Genomic DNA, 20,547 nt, shown 5'->3' on the forward strand with positions numbered 1-20,547 from the left:
TCAAAATCAACGTGATGTTATTGCATTACCGGCCGCCCGCTTAACCGCCGTAGTTCTCCTTTTGCCGGCGAGAGCGATATTTGATGTAAATTGCTGTGTTTGACCGTAGCGCCTTTGCTTAATATTCCGTAAGCTATGCCCCGTTTCGGATTTATTAATTAGGGGTTAGCGTTATGGATTCACTTGTTATTCCGGACCTTGATATCCTTAGACGCTGGTTGGAAAAAATGAGTCTCTCATTTTTCGAGTGTGACTCCTGTCAGGCGTTGCATCTGCCGCATATGCAAAATTTCGATGGAATATTCGATGCCAAGGTCGATCTGATTGACAATGTCATCCTTTTCTCCGCGCTGGCGGAAGTTCGGCCGACGGCGCTGATCGCCCTGGTGGGTGATTTAAGCCAAATCAACGCCAGTTCCCTGACCGTTAAGGCCTTTATCGATATCCAGGACGATAATCTGCCAAAGCTGGTGGCCTGCCAGTCCTTGAGTACCGAGGTCGGCATCACCTTCGGTCAATTCCGCCATTTTATGCAGCAGGCGGAAGAACAGGTTTCCATGCTCATCCTTGAAGCCCGCGCCAACGATTTATTATTCATCGAAGAGGAAGATACGCCCGCCGAGGAGAAGCATACGGCGCCGGTTATCCATTGATACCTAGGTCCTGCTGCTGCGGTAAAATTCAACTCATTGTTTTCCATGGTTTCTGCTGCGTTTTTACTCAATTCGCCCGATTTGCCTCTCCGGTTAAGCCATAAACACCCTATTTGATAGACAAAAAATGAATAATTAATCGATTAAAGCCATTTTTTTTGCAGAGCTCTGGCGTAGCTTTGTCGCTGCGGTTATGCTTGCGATACTGCTCTGGAATCAGGGAAACGGCATGGCGTTCTTCGTTATCCCCGCGAATCCGATGAATAAAAAATATTCACGGAGATTCCATCAGCCGCTGCACCTTATTGACGCGCTGTGTCTCGGTTGAGATGCATATATACATTTTTGTTGACTGGGATCTGGAGGAAGCAACGGATGTTCACCCAACGTAAGAAATGGCTGTCGGGTTTCGCTGTCGGCTTGTTGATGGCAGCATCCGCCACTGCAATAGCGGCGGAACAAAAAACATTGCATGTGTATAACTGGTCCGATTATATCGCGCCGAATACCGTACCGGATTTCGAGAAGCAGACCGGCATCAAGGTCGTCTATGATGTGTTCGATTCCAATGAGGTGCTGGAAGGCAAACTGATGGCCGGCAGTACCGGTTTTGATATTGTCGTCCCTTCCGCCAGCTTCCTTGAGCGTCAATTAACCGCCGGCGTATTCCAGCCGCTGGATAAAAGCAAATTACCGAACTATAAAAACCTGGATCCGGATTTGCTGAAATTGATCAGCCGGAACGATCCCGGCAATAAATACGCCATTCCTTACATGTGGGCCACCACCGGCATTGCCTATAACGTCGACAAGGTGAAAGCCATATTGGGCAATGACGCGCCGCTCAACAGCTGGGATTTGGTGCTCAAGCCGGAAAATCTGGCGAAGCTGAAAAGCTGTGGTGTTTCCTTCCTGGATGCGCCGTCGGAAATTTTCGCCACCGTGCTTAATTATCTGGGCAAGGATCCCAACAGCGGCAACGCCGCCGATTATACCGGCCCGGCGACGGACCTGCTGTTAAAGCTGCGCCCGAGCGTCCGGTATTTCCATTCATCGCAATATATCAATGACCTGGCAAACGGTGATATCTGTGTGGCTATCGGCTGGGCAGGGGATGTGATGCAGGCGTCGAACCGCGCCAAGGAAGCCAAAAACGGCGTGAATATCGGTTACAGTATTCCTAAAGAGGGCGCGCTGGCCTTTTTTGACGTGCTCGCCATTCCCGCCGATGCCAAAAATGTCGACGAGGCCTATCAGTTCCTGAATTACCTGATGGATCCCAAGGTCATCGCGCAGGTGAGCAACCAGATTTTTTATGCCAACGGCAATCTGGCGTCTACACCTTTGGTGGACGAAGCGGTACGTAACAATCCCGGCATTTATCCGCCGCCGGATGTGCGGGCTAAGCTCTTTACCCTCAAGGTACAGCCGCCGGCCATTGATCGCGTGATAACCCGTGCCTGGACTAAAGTGAAAAGCGGCAAATAGTTCCGTGCAGCAACCAAAAGGCTAAACCTAACCGACAGGCGGCTTAATCTCCCGCCTGTTATGCTTTTCAGAAACGGCAGGACAAAAACGCCTTGTCTGTTCCTTTTGTTCCGGAGAGCCATGTCAGTGAATGATGCACTACCCCGCCCACAGCCTAAAAGTCTGAAAATGGTTACGCCATTGCTGGAAATCCGCAATCTGTCCAAGGCCTTTGACGGCCAGTTGGCGGTGGATGACGTCAGTTTGACCATTTTCAAAGGGGAGATGTTCGCTTTACTTGGGGCGTCAGGCTGCGGCAAATCCACTCTGCTGCGGATGCTGGCGGGTTTTGAGCAGCCGACCCAGGGACAAATCGTCCTGGACGGCCAGGATCTTTCCCATATGCCGCCCTACCAGCGCCCGATAAATATGATGTTTCAATCCTATGCGCTGTTTCCCCATATGACGGTGGAGCAGAATATTGCTTTCGGGTTGAAACAGGACAAGCTGCCTCGCGGGGAGATTAAACAGCGGGTGGAAGAGATGCTTACCATGGTGCACATGCAGGAATTTATCGGCAGGAAACCCCATCAGCTTTCCGGCGGTCAGCGGCAGCGGGTGGCGCTGGCCCGCAGTCTGGCCAAGCGGCCAAAATTGCTGTTGCTGGATGAACCCATGGGGGCGCTGGATAAAAAACTGCGGGATCGTATGCAGCTGGAAGTGGTGGATATCCTTGAGCGCGTTGGGGTTACCTGTGTCATGGTGACCCACGATCAGGAGGAAGCCATGACCATGGCGGGACGAATCGCCATCATGAATCGCGGTAAATTCGTCCAGATTGGCGAGCCGGAAGAAATTTATGAGCATCCCAACAGCTGCTTCAGCGCCGAATTTATCGGCTCGGTGAACATGTTCGACGGATTGCTTAAAGAACGCCGCGACGATTCGCTGATTCTGCAAAGTCCGGCGCTGGTGCATCCGCTGCAGGTGAATACGGACGTGTCGGTGGTGGACGGCGTGCCGGTGCATGTGGCCTTGCGGCCGGAAAAAATCATGCTGTGCGATGAAGTGCCGGCGAATGGGTCCAATTTTGCCGTGGGGGAGGTGGTGAATATCGCCTATCTTGGCGATTTATCCATTTACCATGTGCGGCTGCAAGGCGGCCAGATAATCAGCGCTCAGCTGCAGAATGCCCATCGTTTCCGTAAAGGGACGCCCACCTGGGGCGATGAGGTCCGTCTCTGTTGGGATGCGGACAGTTGTGTCGTGCTGACGGTATAGGCCAAGGGGAAAACATGTCTGTTTCGGTTGAAAAAACGCCGCCCGGATCTGAACCGGGACAGTTGAATACCCCAGGCTACCTGACGCGGCTGCAGATGAAACACGGCCGCAAGGGGGTCATATTTTTGCCCTACCTCTGGCTGCTGCTGCTGTTTATGCTGCCGTTCCTCATTGTTTTCAAAATCAGCCTGGCGGATATGGCCCGTGCGATTCCACCCTATACCGATCTGGTCACCTGGGTGGACGGCAAGCTGGATATTTCGCTGAATCTGGCGAATTTTATGCAGCTGCTGGAGGATCCGCTTTATATCGAGGCGTATTTGCAGTCGCTGCAGGTCGCGGCCATCTCCACCTTTTTCTGCCTGCTGATTGGCTACCCCATGGCCTGGGCGGTGGCGCACAGTAAGCCTTCCACCCGCAATATCCTGCTGCTGCTGGTTATCCTGCCGTCCTGGACCTCGTTTTTGATTCGGGTCTATGCCTGGATGGGAATCTTGAAAAACAACGGCGTGCTGAATAATTTCCTGATGTGGCTCGGGGTTATCCATGAGCCTTTGGTGATCCTCCATACCAACCTGGCCGTTTACATCGGAATCGTTTACGCCTACCTGCCGTTTATGATACTGCCGATCTACACCGCGTTGACCCGCCTGGATTATTCGCTGGTGGAAGCCTCGCTGGATCTTGGCGCGCGACCGCTCAAGACCTTTTTCCAGGTGATTGTGCCGCTGACCAAGGGCGGGATTATCGCCGGTTCGATGCTGGTATTCATCCCGGCGGTGGGGGAGTATGTCATCCCCGAACTGCTCGGCGGGCCGGACAGCATCATGATCGGCCGAATCCTGTGGCAGGAGTTCTTTAATAACCGCGATTGGCCGGTGGCGTCGGCAGTTGCGGTGGTGATGCTGTTGCTGCTTATCGTGCCGATTATGTGGTTCCATAAGCATCAAAACAAAGCCCTGGGGGAACACGCGTGAATACTCTTCCGGTAGTGCGTTCGCCCTGGCGCATCGTCATTTTGGTCCTGGTCTTTACGTTTTTGTATGCCCCGATGCTGATGCTGGTGATTTATTCGTTTAACAGCTCAAAACTGGTGACTGTCTGGGCCGGCTGGTCAACCCAATGGTACGGGGTTCTGATGCATGACGACGCCATGATAAGCGCGGTCACCCTCAGCCTGACACTGGCGGCGGCCACCGCCACCATGGCGATGATTCTCGGCACGCTGGCGGCGGTGGTGATTGTCCGCTTCGGTCGTTTTCGCGGATCCGATACCTTTGCCTTTATGCTCACCGCGCCCCTGGTGATGCCGGATGTGATAACCGGTCTGTCGCTGCTATTGCTGTTCGTGGCCCTGGGGCACGCCATCGGTTGGCCGGCTGAGCGGGGTATGTTCACCATCTGGCTGGCCCATGTGACCTTTTGCACCGCCTACGTCGCGGTGGTGGTTAACTCCCGGCTGCGGGAACTGGACCAATCCATCGAGGAAGCCGCGCTGGATTTGGGCGCTACGCCGATTAAGGTCTTTTTCATCATTACGCTGCCGATGATTGCCCCGGCGATTATTTCCGGCTGGCTACTGGCATTTACCCTTTCCCTGGATGATTTGGTCATCGCCAGTTTTGTCGCGGGTCCGGGGTCCACTACCTTGCCGATGCTGGTGTTCTCCAGCGTGCGGATGGGGGTGAATCCGGAGATCAATGCCCTGGCCACTATTATTTTGGGGGTGGTGGGCATCATCGGGATGATTGCCTGGTGGCTGATGTCGCGCTCGGAAAAACAGCGCCGGCTGGACCGGCAGCGGGCGGCTCGCGGCTGATTGTCGGCACAGATGCGGCGGCATTCGCAGCGGAATGCCGATATCACTGCTCCGGCAGCGGACGGTCCGTAGCTGATTTTTGTCAAAGCTGCTAGTCTTGTTGGGTGCGCCGCACCTGTGTGGCCTCATCTGCGCGGAGAAAATCCATGTCGGAGATCTTTAGAAACCGTTATTCAGACCGGGCGCGCTGGACCGGCCATGCCCCGGTGGCGGTGGTTACCGCCGCTGTCGCCATTATCGCCACCCGCTGTCTTGGGGTGGTGATGCTGGCCGGCAATCTGGGCCTGGAGGGAATACAAAGCTTTATCAGCACCAGCAGCGGTTCCTGGGATTTGACGCTGTTGTTCCTGGCCGCCCTGGCAATACTTTTTCTGGAATTGCATTGCGGATTCGCCCTGTTGCGGGGGCGGACTCGTGCGCGCTGGTGTTTTCTTGGGTGTCAACTCATTAGCGCCGGCTATCTGTTTATCGCCACCTGGCACGGTTATTATCCCGAAATGTTCGTGCTGCCCGGCGACGGCGCAGCTGAAATCCTGTCTCAGCTTTTAATGCATAAACTACCCGATATGCTGATGCTGAGTCTGCTGTTCGTGCCGAAAACCGGCCAGCGTTTTTTTACCGGCAAACAATGATTTTGTTGCCCCGGCGGTGATACAATGCGCGCCCGTTCCGCTTTCCTGTCTGCCCATGCACTGCGATTTATTTAACGCCGACCGTTGCCGCTCCTGCCAGTGGCTGGAGATGCCTTATCCGCAACAGTTAGCGGAGAAACAGGCGCGTCTTGCCGAACTTTTGTCCCCATTGCCGGTTGAGCAATGGCTGGCGCCGGTGGCTTCGCCAGAGTCGGCCTTCCGTTATAAGGCCAAAATGGTGGTGGGGGGCAGCGTTGAGCGACCCTTGCTGGGCATGCTGCCGCAGGGCGGGGAGCCTGTTGATCTGTGCGATTGCCCGCTGTATCCCGCTGATTTCGCCCCGACGTTCAGCGTGCTGAAAGCCTTTATCGGCCGCGCCGGTCTGACGCCCTACAGCGTGGCGCTCAAGCGGGGGGAATTGAAATTCCTGCTGCTCACCGCCAGCAGCCACAGCGGGGACATGATGCTGCGTTTTGTGTTGCGCTCCGAGACGAAACTCGCGGCGCTGCGGGCGGCGCTGCCCTGGCTGCGGGCGCAGTTGCCGCGGCTCAAGGTGATTTCAGCGAATATCCAGCCGGTGCATATGGCCATTCTGGAAGGCGACACCGAAATCGTGCTTACCGGGCAAACCGCCCTGGAGGAGCGCCTTAATGACATCCCGCTGTTTATCCGTCCCCGCAGCTTTTTCCAAACCAATCCGGCCATCGCTGCCCGCTTGTACGACACGGCCCGTGAGTGGGTGGCGGCGCTGAATATCACCAGCCTGTGGGATCTGTTTTGCGGAGTGGGGGGCTTTGGGCTGCATTGCACGACGGCGGAAATGCGCTTGACAGGCATCGAAATCAGCCCTGAGGCCATCGCCAGCGCCCGGCAGTCGGCCAAGGCGCTAGGGCTGCGCCGGGTGGATTTCCAGGCGCTGGATTCCACCCGCTTCGCCCTGGGGCATGATACCCCCGATCTGGTGCTGGTGAATCCGCCGCGGCGCGGCATCGGCGCCGAGTTATGCGGCTATCTGGACCGCATGGCGCCGCCCTGGATACTCTATTCCAGCTGCCAGGCGCAGAGCCTGGCGAAAGATGTGCTGGCGCTGCCGTCTTACCGGCTTGTCAGCGTGCAGCTATTCGATATGTTCCCGCACACCGCCCATTACGAGACGCTGGTATTGCTTAAACGCCGGGATTAGCTGCGCCGTTCGAAGCGCAGCGCGCGATACTCCACCAGGCGCATCAGCAGCGTCAATATGCCGTTGACGCACAGATAGATAATCCCGGCGGCGCCGAACACCATCACATCATACGTCCTGCCGTACATCAGCTGCCCGTGCCCCATCACATCCATCAGCGTAATGGTATAGGCCAGCGACGTGCTTTTGAAGACCAGCACCACTTCATTGGAATAGGAGGAGAGGGCGCGTTTGATGGCGAACGGCATCAGCAGCCGCAATGACTGGGCTCGGCTCATCCCCAGCGCCGAGCATGACTGCCACTGGCCGGACGGAATGGCGCGCATGGCGCCGGTAAACAGCTGAGTACTATAGGCCGCGCTGTTCAAGGCCAGGGCTATCATGGCGCACAGCCAAGGCTGGGATACCAGCGACCATAACCAGGGTATGGCGCGTAATGCGGCAAACTGTCCCGGGCCGTAATAAATCAGGAATATCTGCACCAGCAGCGGCGTGCCGGTAAACAAGGTGATATAGATTTTCACCAGCGGCGTCAGCACCGGGAGCTTCAGGCTGACGATCACCGTAAACAGCAGCGCCAGAAACAGGGCTATCAGGATGGCGCACAGCGTCAGCGACAGGCTTACGGGCAATCCTTTCATCAAATCCGGCAGATAGGCCAGCATCACGAAGCCCTCGTTTCAAAACGCGTTGAGCGGCGTTCAATGGCGCGGAGAATGACCTGGCTCAGCAGGGTAATGGCCAGATACACCGCCGCAGCAACCAGATACCAGGTAAACGGCTGCTGGGTAAAATTGACGATACTTTTGGTTTGCAGCATCAAGTCATTGACGCTTATCAGCGAGACCAGGGCAGTATCCTTCAGCAGCACCAGCCATTGATTTCCCAGGCCCGGCAGCGCATGACGCCACATTTGCGGCAAAATCAGCCGGAAAAAAACGGCGCTGGTTTTCATGCCCAGCGCCTGGCCGGACTCCCATTGTCCCTGCGGAATGGCTTTGATCGCGCCGCGCAGGGTTTGAGATGCATAAGAGGCGTACAGCAGTGCCAGCGCCAGCACGCCGCAGATAAAGGGGCTGACGTTAACATCCGCCGGCAGGCTCAGGGGCAGATGATAGCCGGCCAGATTAAGGGTAAAACCGTCCGATAGCGTCAGCAGCAGCTGCGACGCGCCGAAATAGATAAACAGCACTACCAATATTTCCGGCAGGCCGCGCAGCACCGTGACCACGGCGGTGCCCAGCAGCCCCAGCCATTTCCAGCGCGCGGATTCCCAAGCGGCAAAACACATCGCCAGCACCAGGCCCACAACCAGCGCGCATAACGCCAGCCCCAGGGTAGTCCCTGCGGCGCCGGCGATAGGATAAAGTTCATTCATGAAAGCGGATTACTTCTTGAACCATTTCTGGTAAATGGCCTGGTAAGTCCCATCCTGCCTGACTTTGTTCAGCGCGGTGTTGAATTGATCCACCAGGGCGGCGTTATTCTGGCGTACCGCGATACCCAGACCGGTGCCGAAATAGGCTTTATCGGTGATTTTATCCCCCACCGTCGCCAGGGAATTATCTTTCTTAAGCCACTCGTTCACCACCGCGCTGTCGCCGAATACCGCGTCCAAACGACCGTTCTTCAAGTCAAGCACGGCGTTCTGGTAGCTGTCATACGGAACCGCGGTTATTTCCGGGTGTTTATCCTGCAGGAATTTCTGATGGGTGGAGCCGTTTTGCATACCTACGCGTTTGCCCTTAAGGGAAGCCAAATCGGTAAACTTGTCTTTTTGCGCGATAAAAATCGCGGAGTTTTCATAATAGGGCTGGGAAAAAGAGACTTGCTGCAAGCGTTCCGGGGTGATGTCCATTCCGGAAATCACCGCATCGAAACGGCGGAATTTCAGGCTGGGAATCAAACTGTCAAACGCCTGATTGGTAAAGGTGCATTGTGCCTGCATTTCCTTGCACAGGGCATTGGCCAGATCGATGTCAAAACCTTGGATGGTATTATTGGCATCGACGAATTCGAACGGAGAGTAAGAGGCCTCGGTGGCGAAACGAATGGTTTCGGCTGCGCCCGCTGAAGCGGTCATTCCGGCCAATACGGCGGCGATAATCAATTTTTTCATTTTTTGTCCAAATATTTAATGCGATAAGTAGTGAGCAAAGGCCTCGGTTTGCGGCCGGGCAAAATGTGTCGCATCCCCCTGTTCCACAATGCGGCCGTTTTCCATATAAACGATGCGACTGGCAGTCTTACGTGCTACCTCGACTTCATGGGTGACGATCACCTGTGTGATGCCGGTCTGGGCCAATTCGCGGATGATACTGACAATTTGCGCGGTGATTTCCGGATCCAGCGCCGCGGTGGGTTCGTCGAACAGTAAAACCTGCGGTTCCATCATCAGGGCGCGGGCGATAGCCACCCGCTGCTGCTGGCCGCCGGATAAATGCAGCGGGAAACGATCGCTGAAATCCGTCAGGCGCAGGCGATCCAGCAGCTTATCGGCCCGTTCATTGGCATGCGCCCGCGACAGGCCGAGCACCCGGCAGGGGGCTTCGATCAAATTCTGCCGCACGGTGAGATGCGGCCAGAGATTATATTGCTGGAAGACCATACCGACATTTTGCCGCAGTTCACGGATGTCCTTCTCGCCGGGCCCATGCCGGAAATCATAATGATTACCGGCAATGGCCAACTCGCCGGCGCGCGGCATCTCCAGCAGATTAAGCACCCGCAGCAACGAACTTTTGCCTGCGCCGCTGGGACCGAGAAGCACCAGCGTTTCCCCGGCCGGGCATTCAAGCGTGATATCAAACAGCGCTTGATAAGCGCCGTAAAAACAGTCGATATGGTTTAGTTGAATACTCATGCGTTGAAACTGAATAGCCATTGAGGCGGCAGATGTTAACGTTGACGGACGATTGATGCAATCCGCCATGATCAAAATTTACATTTAGGTGGGTAATAATATCATGGACAGCACAAAAGGTCTTTGTGCCGGGCAATTTCCCGGTTATATGCTCTGTTGACTCGTTGTCCCGCTATGGACCGCTTGCCTGTGCACCACAACGAGGCGCGGGCAGTCTTAATTTTCCAGCGCTGCGCTTCAAATATGCAGGGTCGGGACAGGATGATGGAACGTAAACACGCCGTGAACCCGTCATCCCTGGCGCGGACGGTTTACTCTTCCAGCATCCTGTTCCTCCCTTGAACTCCATGCGCATTTGCCAAATCGAACCCGTGGCCGGCACGGTTGAGAATGGGAAACCACAGGCTTGCAGGTTCCGGCTCCGGATTTTAGCGCTTTTCCAGGGTCTGCCGCAGCGTCCCGGCCGGGGCAGGGGACAGCATACCGAGATAGCGCACGTCATCCACAGCCCAGCATTGGCCTTCGCGGATCATCAGCACCTCATCCTGCCACTGGACGGATTGGCTGTTCGCGCCTTGCTGACGCGACATATCCACCCGTAACGGGATGTTCTTGGCATCGGTATTCAAGATGCGCGAAGCGCTGTGGACGCTGGCCGAGGCAGGGCCGGCGGCGTTGCTGCTGAAAATATCCCCGTCGGGTAATTTAGCCGCTTTACCGCTGTCCTGCAGGCTAGCGCTGAGCAACTGATACAGCCCGTCGCTCAGATAAGGCCGGTATTGCGCCAACTGGGCGCTGCCGGGCCGGCTCTGCACGCCTTGCTGTATGCGAAGGTTATAAAATTGCTGCGCGACATCATCCGGTCCGCCTTCGGCGCAAGGGCCGATGCGGGTACCGATATCTTTGTATGCCGGTTCAACCTGGGTACAGGCGCCCAACAGTAACGCCAAGGGGAACAGTACCAACAATCTTTTTTTCATTGTTAACCTTGTTAATAGCAAAGGAAAGAGGGGAAATTACCATTGAGTATAATGAAAAAACAGTCAGTTGTGGCGCAACGGCCACTTTTGTTCATCCCGCCCACCGGTCGAACCTCAAGAATATCCGCGCCGCGGCTTTTAAACCGGTTGCGGACAGAGCGTAACCTGGTGAGAATACCCGCGATTTGTTCGGGATTTTTTCAAACGAGGTAGAGGGTGCTTGGACAGCGGAAAACGCCGTGGTAGACCGCGGGCAGCAAGAATCACCTGGGCGTTTCGGCTCATTGTCGTATTATGCCTGTGCTATATCGGCTATCTGCTGGTGGAAAAAGAGAAGGCGGCGCCGCTTTTTTACCATGTAGACAGCTCACAAAAGGCGGCGGGAGCGGATGAGCGTATTCAGTTTCTGGTGCTGCATTATACCGCGGAAGATTTTACCGGTTCCATGAAAACCCTCACCACCGGCCAGGTCAGCGCCCACTACTTGATACCGCTGCATCCTGATAATGCCGCCGGCATCCCTACCGCCCTGCGGCTGGTGGATGAATCGCGCCGGGCCTGGCATGCCGGGGAGAGTTATTGGCGCGGGCGTGAAAATCTTAACGATACTTCCATCGGCATCGAAATCGAAAACGGCGGCTATTACCGCACGCTGACGGGATATGACGCGGCGCCTTATCCCCCTCATCAGATAGCGCTGGTCATCGCCCTGAGCCGGGATATCATCAAACGTTATCATATTTCGCCGTTTAATGTGGTGGGGCACAGCGACATCGCCTGGCGGCGCAAGCAGGATCCCGGCCCGTTATTTCCCTGGCGGCAGCTGGCGGCGGCGGGAGTGGGCATTTGGCCCGATCAGAATCGGGTACATTTCTACCTGGGAAAACGGGATCCTCGCCAGCGGGTGGCGATGCCGGCTATTTTGCAGCGTATGGCCCGCTACGGTTATGACGTGACGCCGGGGATGCCTGTGGCGTTGCAGCAAAAAGCGGTGGCGGCTTTCCAGATGCACTTTCGCCCCACTGATTTCCGCGGCCTGCCGGACGCGGAAACCGAGGCGATACTTGATGCGTTACTGGAAGTAGACGCCCGTGAGGGCGGCGCCCGTTAGTTCGCCATGATGATGCAGGAATTCGCGCCAGATCCGGACCACCTTTTCAAGGTCCTGACGGCTGATATTCAGATGAGTCACCAAACGGGTCACGGTGCCCGAGGCGATGTTGATATCATGCCCGAGCATCCATGGGCCAAGCTTAGCGGCCAGTTCCGGCGACTGACGGATAAACAGCATATTGGTCTGGGCGCCCGGAGCCATGATTTCCACGCCCAGCGCGCCGAGCTGTTGCCCGAGCCACTGGGCATTGTCATGATCCTCCCGCAGACGCTGTACGTTATGCTCCAGCGCATAACGGCCGGCCGCCGCCAGGATGCCGGACTGGCGCATGCCGCCGCCCACCATTTTTCGCCAGCGCTTCGCCTGCCGGATATAGTCTTCGCCGCCGCACAGCAGCGATCCCACCGGCGCACCCAAACCTTTGGATAAACAAATGGTCAGGGTATCGCAATATTGGCTGATATCGGTCAGGGGAACATTCAATGCTACCGCCGCGTTAAAAACCCGCGCGCCGTCAATATGCAGCGACAGCTTGTGGTCACGGCTGAATTGCCAGGCCTGTTGCAGATAAGCCAGGGGAATGACTTTGCCGTTATGGGTATTTTCCAGACATAACAGTCGGGTGCGGGCAAAATGAAAATCGTCCGGCTTAATGGCGGCGGCCACTTTATCCAGCGGCAGCGTGCCGTCGGCGTCCGCTTCCAGCGGCTGGGGCTGAATGCTGCCCAATACCGCGGCGCCGCCGGCTTCAAAGCGGTAGTTATGCGCATGCTGCCCGACGATATACTCTTCGCCGCGCTGGCAATGGGTCAGCAGCGCCACCAGATTCGCCTGGGTGCCGCTGGGAAAAAACAGCGCCGCCGCTTTACCGCTCAGGCGGGCGCCGTCCGCTTCCAGCGCCGCCACGGTGGGGTCATCCCCATAGACATCGTCGCCAACCTCGGCTTCAGCCATCTGCCTGCGCATTGCATCGCTCGGCAAGGTGACGGTATCACTGCGTAAATCGATCATGCTCACTCCGTTAGATTTTCAAGGCTACCACGCGTATGGCATTACCGCCCGGAAACGGGACAACCTGAACCCGGGCGGAAGCCGTCAGCCTTAACGCAGCCAGTTGGTTTTTGCCAATTCCACTATTTCGTCGCCGCGCCCGTTGATGATGGCCCGCAGCATATAAAGACTGAATCCTTTTGCCTGTTCAAACTTGATTTGCGGCGGCATCGCCAGCTCTTCTTTCGCGGTAATCACATCCACCACCACCGGTCCGTCGGTGGCAAAGGCTTCTTGCAGCGCGGCGTCAAGGTCGGCGGATTTTTCCACCCGGATGCCCTTGATGCCGGCCGCCTGCGCGATGGCGGCAAAATTCGGGTTTTGCAAATCCGTGCCGTCGGTGAGGTAGCCGCCGGCTTTCATTTCCATAGCGACGAATCCCAGCACGCTATTATTAAAAATAACGATTTTCACCGGCAATTTCAGCTGAATCAGTGATAAAAAGTCGCCCATCAGCATGGCGAACCCGCCGTCTCCGCACAACGCCACTACCTGCCGGCCGGGAAACGCGGACTGCGCGCCCAGCGCCTGCGGCATGGCGTTGGCCATGGAGCCGTGATTAAACGAGCCTAACAGGCGGCGGCGTCCGTTCATGGTCAGGTAGCGAGCCGCCCAAACCGTCGGCGTGCCCACATCGCAGGTAAAGATGGCGTCCGGCGCCGCCAGACGGCTGATTTCCTGCGCCACGTACTGGGGATGAATCGCTTTGTTGCCGCTGGGCTTGGCCAGCGTGTCGAGATCGCGCCGGGTTTCGTGATAATGCTGCAGCGCCGCATCGAGATGATTGCGGTTGGTTTTTTCCTTCAGCCGCGGCAGCAAAACCGCCAGCGTGGATTTGATATCGCCCACCAGGGCCATGTTCAGCGGGCAGTGCGCGCCGAGGCTGCCGGATTCGATATCGATCTGGATGATTTTTGCATCGGTGGGATAAAACGCCCGATAAGGAAAACGCGTGCCCAGCAGGACCAGGGTATCGGCGTTCATCATGGCATGGTAACCGGAAGAGAAACCTATCAGGCCGGTCATGCCTACATCGTAGGGATTGTCATACTCCAGGTATTCTTTGCCGCGCAGGGCATGCACTACCGGCGCTTTCAACAGCCCGGCCAACTGCACCACTTCATCGTGAGCCTGGGCGCAGCCGCTGCCGCACAGCAGGGTGATATTCTCCGACTGGTTCAGCAGGGCGGCCAGCTTTTCCAGTTCGCCCACCGGCGGAACCGCCAGCGGCTGCCGGGGGGTATACCAAAGGGGCGTGCCCTCTTCCGGGGCGGCTTTCAAGGCCACATCGCCGGGCAGGACGATAACCGATACCCCGCGGTCAAGCACCGCTTTACGGATGGCGATACCCAGTACCTGGGTAAGTTGTTCGGGATTGGATACTAATTCGCAATAATGGCTGCATTCACGAAATAACTCTTCCGGATGGGTTTCCTGAAAATAGCCGCTGCCGATTTCGCTGGAAGGGATATGCGCGGCAATAGCCAGCACCGGTACCCGGTTGCGGTGGCAGTCGTACAATCCGTTGATCAAATGCAGGTTGCCCGGACCGCAGGAGCCGGCGCATACCGCCAGTTCACCGGTGACATGGGCTTCGGCGCCGGCGGCGAACGCCGCCACTTCTTCATGACGGGTGCCCATCCATTGGATGGTGCCCATGCGGTTCAGACTGTCGCTTAAGCCGTTCAACGAGTCGCCGGTCACGCCCCAGATACGTTTGACGCCGGCTTGCTCGAGGGTTTTGGCAACCAATGATGCCACGGTTTGTTTCATAGCGTTCCCCTTGGTCAATGATAAAGCTCATTTGGAGTCAACATTTTCGTGCCGCTAAAGCTTAGTCCTTTTGGCGGCGGAATGGCAGCGGTGGGCAGGTAATGGCTATCGATGCCGGGGCACAGGACGACGGCCCGGCATGGCCGCCGGGAATCGGTATAAGGAAATCTTCAGGCGCTGAACAGGGCGATGAGTATCGGCGCCAGCAGGCTCAGTAAAAAACCGTGGACGATAGCGGCCGGCACTACATCCAGTCCGCCGGTGCGCGTGAGCACCGGCAGGGTGAAATCCATCGACGTGGCGCCGCATAAACCCAATGCCATGCTGCGGCTGCGGCCCATCAAGCCGGGGATTAACATGATGGCCAGCAGTTCACGCGCCAGATCGTTGAAGAAGGCGGCGCTGCCCACTACCGGGCCGAAGGCGTCGGTCATCAGGATCCCCGAGAGGGAATACCAGCCGTAAGCCGAGGCCATTGCCAGACCGGTACGCAGGGGCAGCCCCAATATCATGGCCGCCAGCGCACCGCCGGCCAAGGCGCTTACCGCCACCACCAGCGCCACCGTGGCGCCGCGCCGGTTGAGCAAAATCTGCCGCAGGGTCATGCCGCCGTTACGTAACTGGATTCCCACCAGCAGCAGCAATATTATCAAGGCAAACTCACTGGCTTTGGAGGCCGCATTCAGCCATGTCCATTGTGTCAGGCCGATGGCGAATCCTCCCACCACCACCAGACAAAGTTTCAACGAGTCCAAGGCCATATGCAGCCGCGACGGCGCGGGCACGCCCTGGCGGTGCGCCCCCGGCCAGGGCCGGCGTTTTTCCAGCCACCAGAGGGCGGCGCCGTTGAACGCCATAATGCACAGCGCGCTCACCCCCGCATACCAGGCTATCAGGCGCAGGTTGACGGCAAGATTGTCCAGAAAGGCCAAACTTATGCCCATGAAAAACAGGATGATATACACCATGGCGCTGAGGATGCGATCCACCCGGTGCGCCCAGGCGCGGGATACCCGCGGCAACAGATAGCCCGCCACCAGCGGGATGAGGATTATTAACAGGCCGGAATACATTTGGGCGCCACATCCTTTTGAACGGCGGGGGGAAAATTCCGCCCTAAGCTAAACAAAATGGCGAGCGCTGTAAAGCCGATGCAGGACAGGTTTTCAATTCTTCCTGGCTTCCCCCCATGTCGTGGGGGGAAGCGCTGGCCGAAGGCGGCCGTCACCTCCGCTCAAAATGACCGGAGACCTGGGCCGCCAATTGATCCAGCAGCCCATAGCGGCGACGGTATTCGGCGCGTTTTTTACTGGGCACGGCGGTAAGGCATTTACGCGGAATACCCAGCGGCAGGCTGAAATATCCCTGCGCCTGCGGTTGTGCGTTCATCGACAGCCAGAAATTGTCATAATCCGCATGTAGGAATCGTTTACTTTTATAAAAATAGCGCCATTCCTGATGCATATGTGTTCGGTTGCCCACGGCCAGAATCTGGTTCACGCCCATTTCTCTTCCCAGCAGGATCGCCGTTTCCAGCACCAGTCGTTTGGGAAACAGCCCGTGGCAGGCTTTGGTGGCCGAATGGATCGTTTCGTGGGACAGCTGGCGGCGGCCGCCCTGCAAACCGCCGATAAAGAGCGTAGCCCCCCGTTCGGGCGTAATGACGAACGTCATTTCCGCCAGCATGACATTGCCGTCGTCGCAAAACAGCAGGGTTGCCTCGCCCTCTCGGTTCAGCCGGTCAAGAGAGCAGAGGCGCAAATGGAAAATCCGGTCGTTTTTGGCCGTAAGCGTCGCCAGCGTAAAACCGTCCCGGCTCAGGTGTCCTTCAAGCAGGGGACGGGGCAGGCGCGCCTGGATATAGTCGTAATGATGCCCCAGGGCGGCCAGCTGCTTTTCAGCGCTCATATTGGCGGCCAGATAGGGGCGGTGCAGCTTGCAGGGCAGCCCGGGCTGGGAAGCCAGCATTTGTGTCAGCAGGGGGCATTTCGCCAGCTGTTCAAGCCAGGGACCGGAGTAGCTATGGGTGTAAAGATACCGCAGCATAAACTTGTAGCGATAGAAACGGCGCTGCCAGGCAATGCCCGGCACGAGCGTGCCGCGGAACAAGGACAGCGCGAGCTGCCAGCCGGATAATCCGTTGCGGGAGCGTTCCCGGTTGGATACAACTTGTGACATGGGTATTCTGCCCTGGAAGCAAGAAAATACCTATTTCAGCAAAATCGGGCTAAACCGCGACATAATGGCGGCCTTCCGACGGCATGGGAAAAACAAGCGTTTAAATGCGGTTTATGATGATGGCAAAAATCATAAGCAAGATACTCTTTGTGACAGACATAATTATGCTTGCGTCTTAAAATAAAAATGTTATACCTTGAGTAGGCGGGATAAGCGGCATAGCAGAAAAAATGCCAGCGATACGCACTGGCATTTCATTAATATCATTATGCATTAATCGCGAGGCGTGTTATCAGGCGACAGTCTCGGTTTCAACAGGCACAATCAGACTCGCGTGGTTCCCCTTGGGGCCCTGATGAACATCGAATCTGACCACTTGCCCTGCTTTGAGCGTTCGATAACCGTCCATCTGGATTGTTGAGTAATGCGCAAAGATATCCTCGCCGCCGCTTTCAGGACAGATAAACCCAAAACCTTTGGCGTTATTGAACCATTTAACTTTACCCGTCTCCATGTTTGTACATCCCTCGCAACAGAATCTTATATGTGATGAGGATTGTTGACGTCGTAAGCTTTATCCGTCAAAACCACGACGGCTTACGCAAGTACACTCTAGAGGATAGGAACAATAGGTCAAGTGGATGCGGGGGCAGTTGGCGGATGACATTACCAAACTTTGAAGCAGGTAACGCTATTGACACTTTTTTGACAAAATCGTAATACCATTGCTGCGATCGAAATCCTATTACAGATATAGGTAACGGCAAGGGGCATTAAGCAGCATCCGATGTTAAACTTGTAATAATGACGGAGTTGGGGCGATAAGGCTCTACGCCTGCCACAGCTAACTCTCCAGGCTTTAAAGACGTTTTGACGGAAAGACGATGGGTAAGACAAGCGATAGACCGGGTGAACAGCATCTTGCCGAAGAACTGGTGAAAGAGCTGGTAGTACCCCCGTCAATGTATAAAGTGATACTTATCAATGACGATTACACACCGATGGAATTTGTTATTGACGTACTGCAAAAGTTCTTTTCTTATGATGTTGAACGTGCAACGCAACTGATGCTTACGGTTCACTATCAGGGCAAGGCTATCTGCGGGGTCTATACCGCCGAAGTCGCTGAAACCAAAGTCGCCCATGTGAATCGTTATGCCAGGGAAAATGAGCATCCGTTGCTTTGTACGCTGGAAAAGGCCTGAACAGGCAATCTATTTGGGGAGGTGCCAATGCTCAATCAAGAACTGGAACTCAGTTTAAATATGGCTTTCGCCAGAGCGCGTGAGCACCGGCATGAGTTTATGACCGTTGAACATTTATTGCTGGCGTTGCTCAGTAACCCTTCAGCGCGAGAAGCGCTCGAGGCCTGCACGGTCGATCTGGTGGCGCTGCGCCAGGAACTCGAAGCTTTCATAGAACAAACCACGCCGACCTTACCGACCAGCGACGAAGAGCGCGATACGCAGCCTACGCTCAGCTTTCAGCGTGTACTGCAGCGTGCGGTTTTCCATGTTCAGTCCTCAGGACGCAGCGAGGTGTCAGGGGCCAATGTCCTGGTGGCCATCTTCAGCGAACAGGAATCCCAGGCGGCCTACCTGCTGCGTAAGCATGACGTCAGCCGCCTCGATGTGGTGAATTTCATTTCTCACGGTACTCGCAAAGATGAGACGCAGGCACCCGGTCCTGAAAATCCGGTTAATGAAGAGCAGGCAGGCGGGGAGGATCGTATGGAAAACTTCACTACCAATCTCAACCAGCTCGCCCGTGTAGGGGGGATCGATCCCCTGATAGGGCGGGAGCGCGAACTGGAACGCGCTATTCAGGTACTGTGCCGCCGCCGTAAAAACAATCCGCTGCTGGTGGGTGAATCGGGTGTGGGCAAAACCGCCATTGCCGAAGGGCTGGCATGGCGTATCGTGCAGGGGGACGTGCCCGAAGTCATTGCCGATTGCACCATCTATTCATTGGATATCGGTTCATTGCTGGCCGGCACCAAATACCGCGGTGATTTTGAGAAGCGTTTCAAAGGCCTGCTCAAACAGCTGGAGTCGGATCAGAACAGCATCCTGTTCATCGATGAGATCCATACTATTATCGGCGCCGGCGCTGCTTCCGGCGGACAGGTGGATGCGGCGAATCTGATCAAGCCCTTGCTCTCCAGCGGTAAAATCAGGGTGATGGGATCCACTACCTATCAGGAATTCAGCAATATCTTTGAAAAAGATCGCGCCTTGGCGCGTCGTTTCCAGAAAATTGATATCACCGAGCCGTCGGTGGAAGAAACGGTTCAGATCCTTACCGGCCTGAAAACCAAGTACGAGGCCCACCACGACGTGCGTTATACGGCTAAAGCCGTGCGCGCGGCGGTGGAGCTGGCGGTGAAATACATCAACGATCGTCATTTGCCCGATAAGGCCATTGACGTGATAGACGAGGCGGGTGCCCGCAGCCGGCTGATGCCGGTGAGCAAACGCAAAAAGACCGTTAATGTTTCCGATATCGAGTCGGTGGTGGCGCGCATTGCCCGTATTCCCGAGAAGACGGTTTCCGCCAGCGATCGGGATGTGCTGAGAAACCTCGGGGATCGCCTGAAGATGCTGGTGTTCGGCCAGGATAAGGCCATTGAAGCCTTGACCGAAGCCATCAAAATGAGCCGGGCCGGGTTGGGCCAGGATCATAAACCGGTGGGCTCATTCCTGTTCGCCGGTCCTACCGGGGTGGGTAAAACCGAGGTCACGGTGCAGTTGGCCAAAGCGCTGGATATCGAATTGCTGCGCTTCGATATGTCGGAATACATGGAACGGCATACGGTCAGCAGGCTTATCGGCGCGCCTCCGGGATATGTGGGCTACGATCAGGGCGGCCTGTTAACCGATGCGGTGCTCAAGCATCCCCATGCGGTGTTGTTGCTTGATGAAATCGAAAAGGCGCATCCGGATGTGTTCAATTTGCTGCTGCAGGTGATGGACAACGGTACGCTGACCGATAACAACGGGCGCAAAGCGGATTTCCGCAATGTGATCCTGGTGATGACCACCAATGCCGGCGTGCAGGAAACCCAGCGTCAGAGTATCGGTATGATCCAACAGGATAACAGCACCGATGCCCTGGGCGAGATCAAAAAAATCTTTACGCCGGAGTTCCGTAACCGCTTGGATAACGTTATATGGTTCAACCATCTGTCCCCAGAAATCATTCAGCTGGTGGTGGATAAATTCATCGTCGAACTGCAGGCCCAGCTGGATGCCAAGGGCGTTTCGCTGGAAGTCAGCGATGAAGCGCGCGACTGGCTTGCGGCCAAGGGTTATGACAAATCCATGGGTGCGCGGCCGATGGCCCGTGTCATGCAGGAAAACCTGAAGAAACCGTTGGCCAATGAGCTGCTGTTCGGCACTCTGGTGGATGGCGGGTCGGTGAAGGTTGAGCTGGATGCGGATAAAAAACAGCTTAAATATGATTTCCTGAGCGCGCAAAAACGCAAGACGGAAGGCGTGGTTCATTAAGCCGCCGCCGTTCGGCGGGAAAGAAAAAAAGCGATGCCGGTTGGCATC

The 20,547-nt window shown here is 56.1% G+C and carries 20 protein-coding genes; 10 read left to right on the forward strand and 10 right to left on the reverse strand.

Annotated elements, in window-relative coordinates; translation table 11 throughout:
* The first annotated feature begins 173 nt into the window (after positions 1–173).
* The 7 genes from ACL2XO_RS09465 (at position 174) to rlmC (ending at position 7,035) form a co-directional block, all read left to right on the forward strand.
* Positions 174–653, forward strand: a complete 480-nt coding sequence (locus ACL2XO_RS09465) for a YbjN domain-containing protein (RefSeq protein WP_132922680.1) — start codon at positions 174–176, stop codon at positions 651–653.
* 375 nt (positions 654–1,028) lie between these two features.
* Positions 1,029–2,141, forward strand: coding sequence for a spermidine/putrescine ABC transporter substrate-binding protein PotF (gene potF, locus ACL2XO_RS09470; RefSeq protein ID WP_132922679.1), 1,113 nt, complete (start codon positions 1,029–1,031; stop codon positions 2,139–2,141).
* A 126-nt stretch (positions 2,142–2,267) separates the two neighbouring features.
* Entirely contained in the window at positions 2,268–3,401 is a 1,134-nt protein-coding gene (potG, locus tag ACL2XO_RS09475) for a putrescine ABC transporter ATP-binding subunit PotG (RefSeq protein WP_413743050.1), read from the forward strand.
* A gap of 14 nt (positions 3,402–3,415) precedes the next feature.
* Positions 3,416–4,378 (forward strand): putrescine ABC transporter permease PotH, encoded by a 963-nt coding sequence (gene potH / locus ACL2XO_RS09480; protein ID WP_132922678.1) that lies wholly within the window; start codon positions 3,416–3,418, stop codon positions 4,376–4,378.
* Positions 4,375–5,220, forward strand: a complete 846-nt coding sequence (gene potI / locus ACL2XO_RS09485) for a putrescine ABC transporter permease PotI (RefSeq protein ID WP_132922677.1) — start codon at positions 4,375–4,377, stop codon at positions 5,218–5,220. Before potH ends, potI begins: the two co-directional genes overlap by 4 nt.
* Positions 5,221–5,366: 146 nt before the next feature.
* Positions 5,367–5,852 carry a YbjO family protein gene (locus ACL2XO_RS09490; RefSeq protein WP_413723775.1) on the forward strand — a complete coding sequence of 162 codons (486 nt, stop codon included), beginning with the start codon at positions 5,367–5,369 and terminating at the stop codon, positions 5,850–5,852.
* Between the two features lie 55 nt (positions 5,853–5,907).
* Entirely contained in the window at positions 5,908–7,035 is a 1,128-nt protein-coding gene (rlmC, locus tag ACL2XO_RS09495) for a 23S rRNA (uracil(747)-C(5))-methyltransferase RlmC (protein WP_413742591.1), read from the forward strand.
* On the opposite strand, the gene artM is transcribed toward rlmC, so the two are convergent.
* From artM to ACL2XO_RS09520, 5 genes are all read right to left on the reverse strand, one after another.
* Positions 7,032–7,700: an arginine ABC transporter permease ArtM gene (gene artM / locus ACL2XO_RS09500; RefSeq protein WP_132927830.1), complete on the reverse strand. Its 669-nt coding sequence runs from the start codon at positions 7,698–7,700 to the stop codon at positions 7,032–7,034. The genes rlmC and artM overlap by 4 nt on opposite strands.
* Positions 7,700–8,413 (reverse strand): arginine ABC transporter permease ArtQ, encoded by a 714-nt coding sequence (gene artQ / locus ACL2XO_RS09505; RefSeq protein ID WP_132922674.1) that lies wholly within the window; start codon positions 8,411–8,413, stop codon positions 7,700–7,702. Before artQ ends, artM begins: the two co-directional genes overlap by 1 nt.
* 9 nt (positions 8,414–8,422) lie before the next feature.
* Positions 8,423–9,154: an arginine ABC transporter substrate-binding protein gene (gene artJ / locus ACL2XO_RS09510; protein ID WP_132922673.1), complete on the reverse strand. Its 732-nt coding sequence runs from the start codon at positions 9,152–9,154 to the stop codon at positions 8,423–8,425.
* 15 nt (positions 9,155–9,169) lie between these two features.
* Complete coding sequence (gene artP / locus ACL2XO_RS09515; RefSeq protein WP_132922672.1) at positions 9,170–9,898, reverse strand: arginine ABC transporter ATP-binding protein ArtP; 729 nt, start codon at positions 9,896–9,898, stop codon at positions 9,170–9,172.
* A 428-nt stretch (positions 9,899–10,326) separates the two neighbouring features.
* On the reverse strand, positions 10,327–10,878 hold the full coding sequence (locus ACL2XO_RS09520) for a lipoprotein (RefSeq protein ID WP_413742592.1): 552 nt from the start codon (positions 10,876–10,878) through the stop codon (positions 10,327–10,329).
* Between the two features lie 220 nt (positions 10,879–11,098).
* Between ACL2XO_RS09520 and ACL2XO_RS09525 the strand changes: the two genes are divergently transcribed.
* Positions 11,099–11,989, forward strand: a complete 891-nt coding sequence (locus ACL2XO_RS09525) for an N-acetylmuramoyl-L-alanine amidase (protein WP_253073510.1) — start codon at positions 11,099–11,101, stop codon at positions 11,987–11,989.
* Here ACL2XO_RS09525 and ltaE read toward each other — a convergent pair.
* From ltaE to cspD, 5 genes are all read right to left on the reverse strand, one after another.
* A complete protein-coding gene (gene ltaE / locus ACL2XO_RS09530; protein ID WP_413742593.1) occupies positions 11,951–13,003 on the reverse strand; it encodes a low-specificity L-threonine aldolase in 1,053 nt (350 codons plus the stop codon). The genes ACL2XO_RS09525 and ltaE overlap by 39 nt on opposite strands.
* 90 nt (positions 13,004–13,093) lie before the next feature.
* Positions 13,094–14,815 carry a ubiquinone-dependent pyruvate dehydrogenase gene (poxB, locus tag ACL2XO_RS09535; protein ID WP_413723778.1) on the reverse strand — a complete coding sequence of 574 codons (1,722 nt, stop codon included), beginning with the start codon at positions 14,813–14,815 and terminating at the stop codon, positions 13,094–13,096.
* Between the two features lie 170 nt (positions 14,816–14,985).
* The gene (locus ACL2XO_RS09540; RefSeq protein ID WP_413723779.1) at positions 14,986–15,888 is read right to left on the reverse strand and encodes a lysine exporter LysO family protein; all 903 of its coding nucleotides are present in this window, start codon (positions 15,886–15,888) and stop codon (positions 14,986–14,988) included.
* Positions 15,889–16,039: 151 nt separating this feature from the next.
* The gene (locus ACL2XO_RS09545) at positions 16,040–16,993 is read right to left on the reverse strand and encodes a VirK/YbjX family protein (protein ID WP_413723780.1); all 954 of its coding nucleotides are present in this window, start codon (positions 16,991–16,993) and stop codon (positions 16,040–16,042) included.
* Between the two features lie 292 nt (positions 16,994–17,285).
* The gene (gene cspD, locus ACL2XO_RS09550; protein WP_132922666.1) at positions 17,286–17,507 is read right to left on the reverse strand and encodes a cold shock-like protein CspD; all 222 of its coding nucleotides are present in this window, start codon (positions 17,505–17,507) and stop codon (positions 17,286–17,288) included.
* A gap of 370 nt (positions 17,508–17,877) precedes the next feature.
* Here cspD and clpS point away from each other — a divergent pair, with 370 nt between their 5' ends.
* Together clpS and clpA are read left to right on the forward strand one after the other, a co-directional pair.
* Positions 17,878–18,198: an ATP-dependent Clp protease adapter ClpS gene (clpS, locus tag ACL2XO_RS09555; protein WP_132922665.1), complete on the forward strand. Its 321-nt coding sequence runs from the start codon at positions 17,878–17,880 to the stop codon at positions 18,196–18,198.
* Between the two features lie 27 nt (positions 18,199–18,225).
* Positions 18,226–20,499, forward strand: a complete 2,274-nt coding sequence (gene clpA / locus ACL2XO_RS09560; RefSeq protein ID WP_132922664.1) for an ATP-dependent Clp protease ATP-binding subunit ClpA — start codon at positions 18,226–18,228, stop codon at positions 20,497–20,499.
* Positions 20,500–20,547 lie beyond the last annotated feature (48 nt).

This window comes from Sodalis sp. RH15, assembly GCF_047324255.1.
GTDB lineage: Bacteria > Pseudomonadota > Gammaproteobacteria > Enterobacterales > Enterobacteriaceae > Acerihabitans > Acerihabitans ligni.

Coding starts and splice junctions, on each gene's coding strand:
- artM (WP_132927830.1), bottom strand. CDS start 7,700: ATGCTGGCCTATCTGCCGGATTTGATGAAAGGATTGCCCGTAAGCCTG.
- artJ (WP_132922673.1), bottom strand. CDS start 9,154: ATGAAAAAATTGATTATCGCCGCCGTATTGGCCGGAATGACCGCTTCA.
- ACL2XO_RS09520 (WP_413742592.1), bottom strand. CDS start 10,878: ATGAAAAAAAGATTGTTGGTACTGTTCCCCTTGGCGTTACTGTTGGGC.
- potF (WP_132922679.1), top strand. CDS start 1,029: ATGTTCACCCAACGTAAGAAATGGCTGTCGGGTTTCGCTGTCGGCTTG.
- rlmC (WP_413742591.1), top strand. CDS start 5,908: ATGCACTGCGATTTATTTAACGCCGACCGTTGCCGCTCCTGCCAGTGG.
- clpA (WP_132922664.1), top strand. CDS start 18,226: ATGCTCAATCAAGAACTGGAACTCAGTTTAAATATGGCTTTCGCCAGA.
- poxB (WP_413723778.1), bottom strand. CDS start 14,815: ATGAAACAAACCGTGGCATCATTGGTTGCCAAAACCCTCGAGCAAGCC.
- ACL2XO_RS09540 (WP_413723779.1), bottom strand. CDS start 15,888: ATGTATTCCGGCCTGTTAATAATCCTCATCCCGCTGGTGGCGGGCTAT.
- ACL2XO_RS09490 (WP_413723775.1), top strand. CDS start 5,367: ATGTCGGAGATCTTTAGAAACCGTTATTCAGACCGGGCGCGCTGGACC.
- clpS (WP_132922665.1), top strand. CDS start 17,878: ATGGGTAAGACAAGCGATAGACCGGGTGAACAGCATCTTGCCGAAGAA.
- artQ (WP_132922674.1), bottom strand. CDS start 8,413: ATGAATGAACTTTATCCTATCGCCGGCGCCGCAGGGACTACCCTGGGG.
- cspD (WP_132922666.1), bottom strand. CDS start 17,507: ATGGAGACGGGTAAAGTTAAATGGTTCAATAACGCCAAAGGTTTTGGG.
- ACL2XO_RS09545 (WP_413723780.1), bottom strand. CDS start 16,993: ATGTCACAAGTTGTATCCAACCGGGAACGCTCCCGCAACGGATTATCC.
- ltaE (WP_413742593.1), bottom strand. CDS start 13,003: ATGATCGATTTACGCAGTGATACCGTCACCTTGCCGAGCGATGCAATG.
- artP (WP_132922672.1), bottom strand. CDS start 9,898: ATGAGTATTCAACTAAACCATATCGACTGTTTTTACGGCGCTTATCAA.
- ACL2XO_RS09465 (WP_132922680.1), top strand. CDS start 174: ATGGATTCACTTGTTATTCCGGACCTTGATATCCTTAGACGCTGGTTG.
- potH (WP_132922678.1), top strand. CDS start 3,416: ATGTCTGTTTCGGTTGAAAAAACGCCGCCCGGATCTGAACCGGGACAG.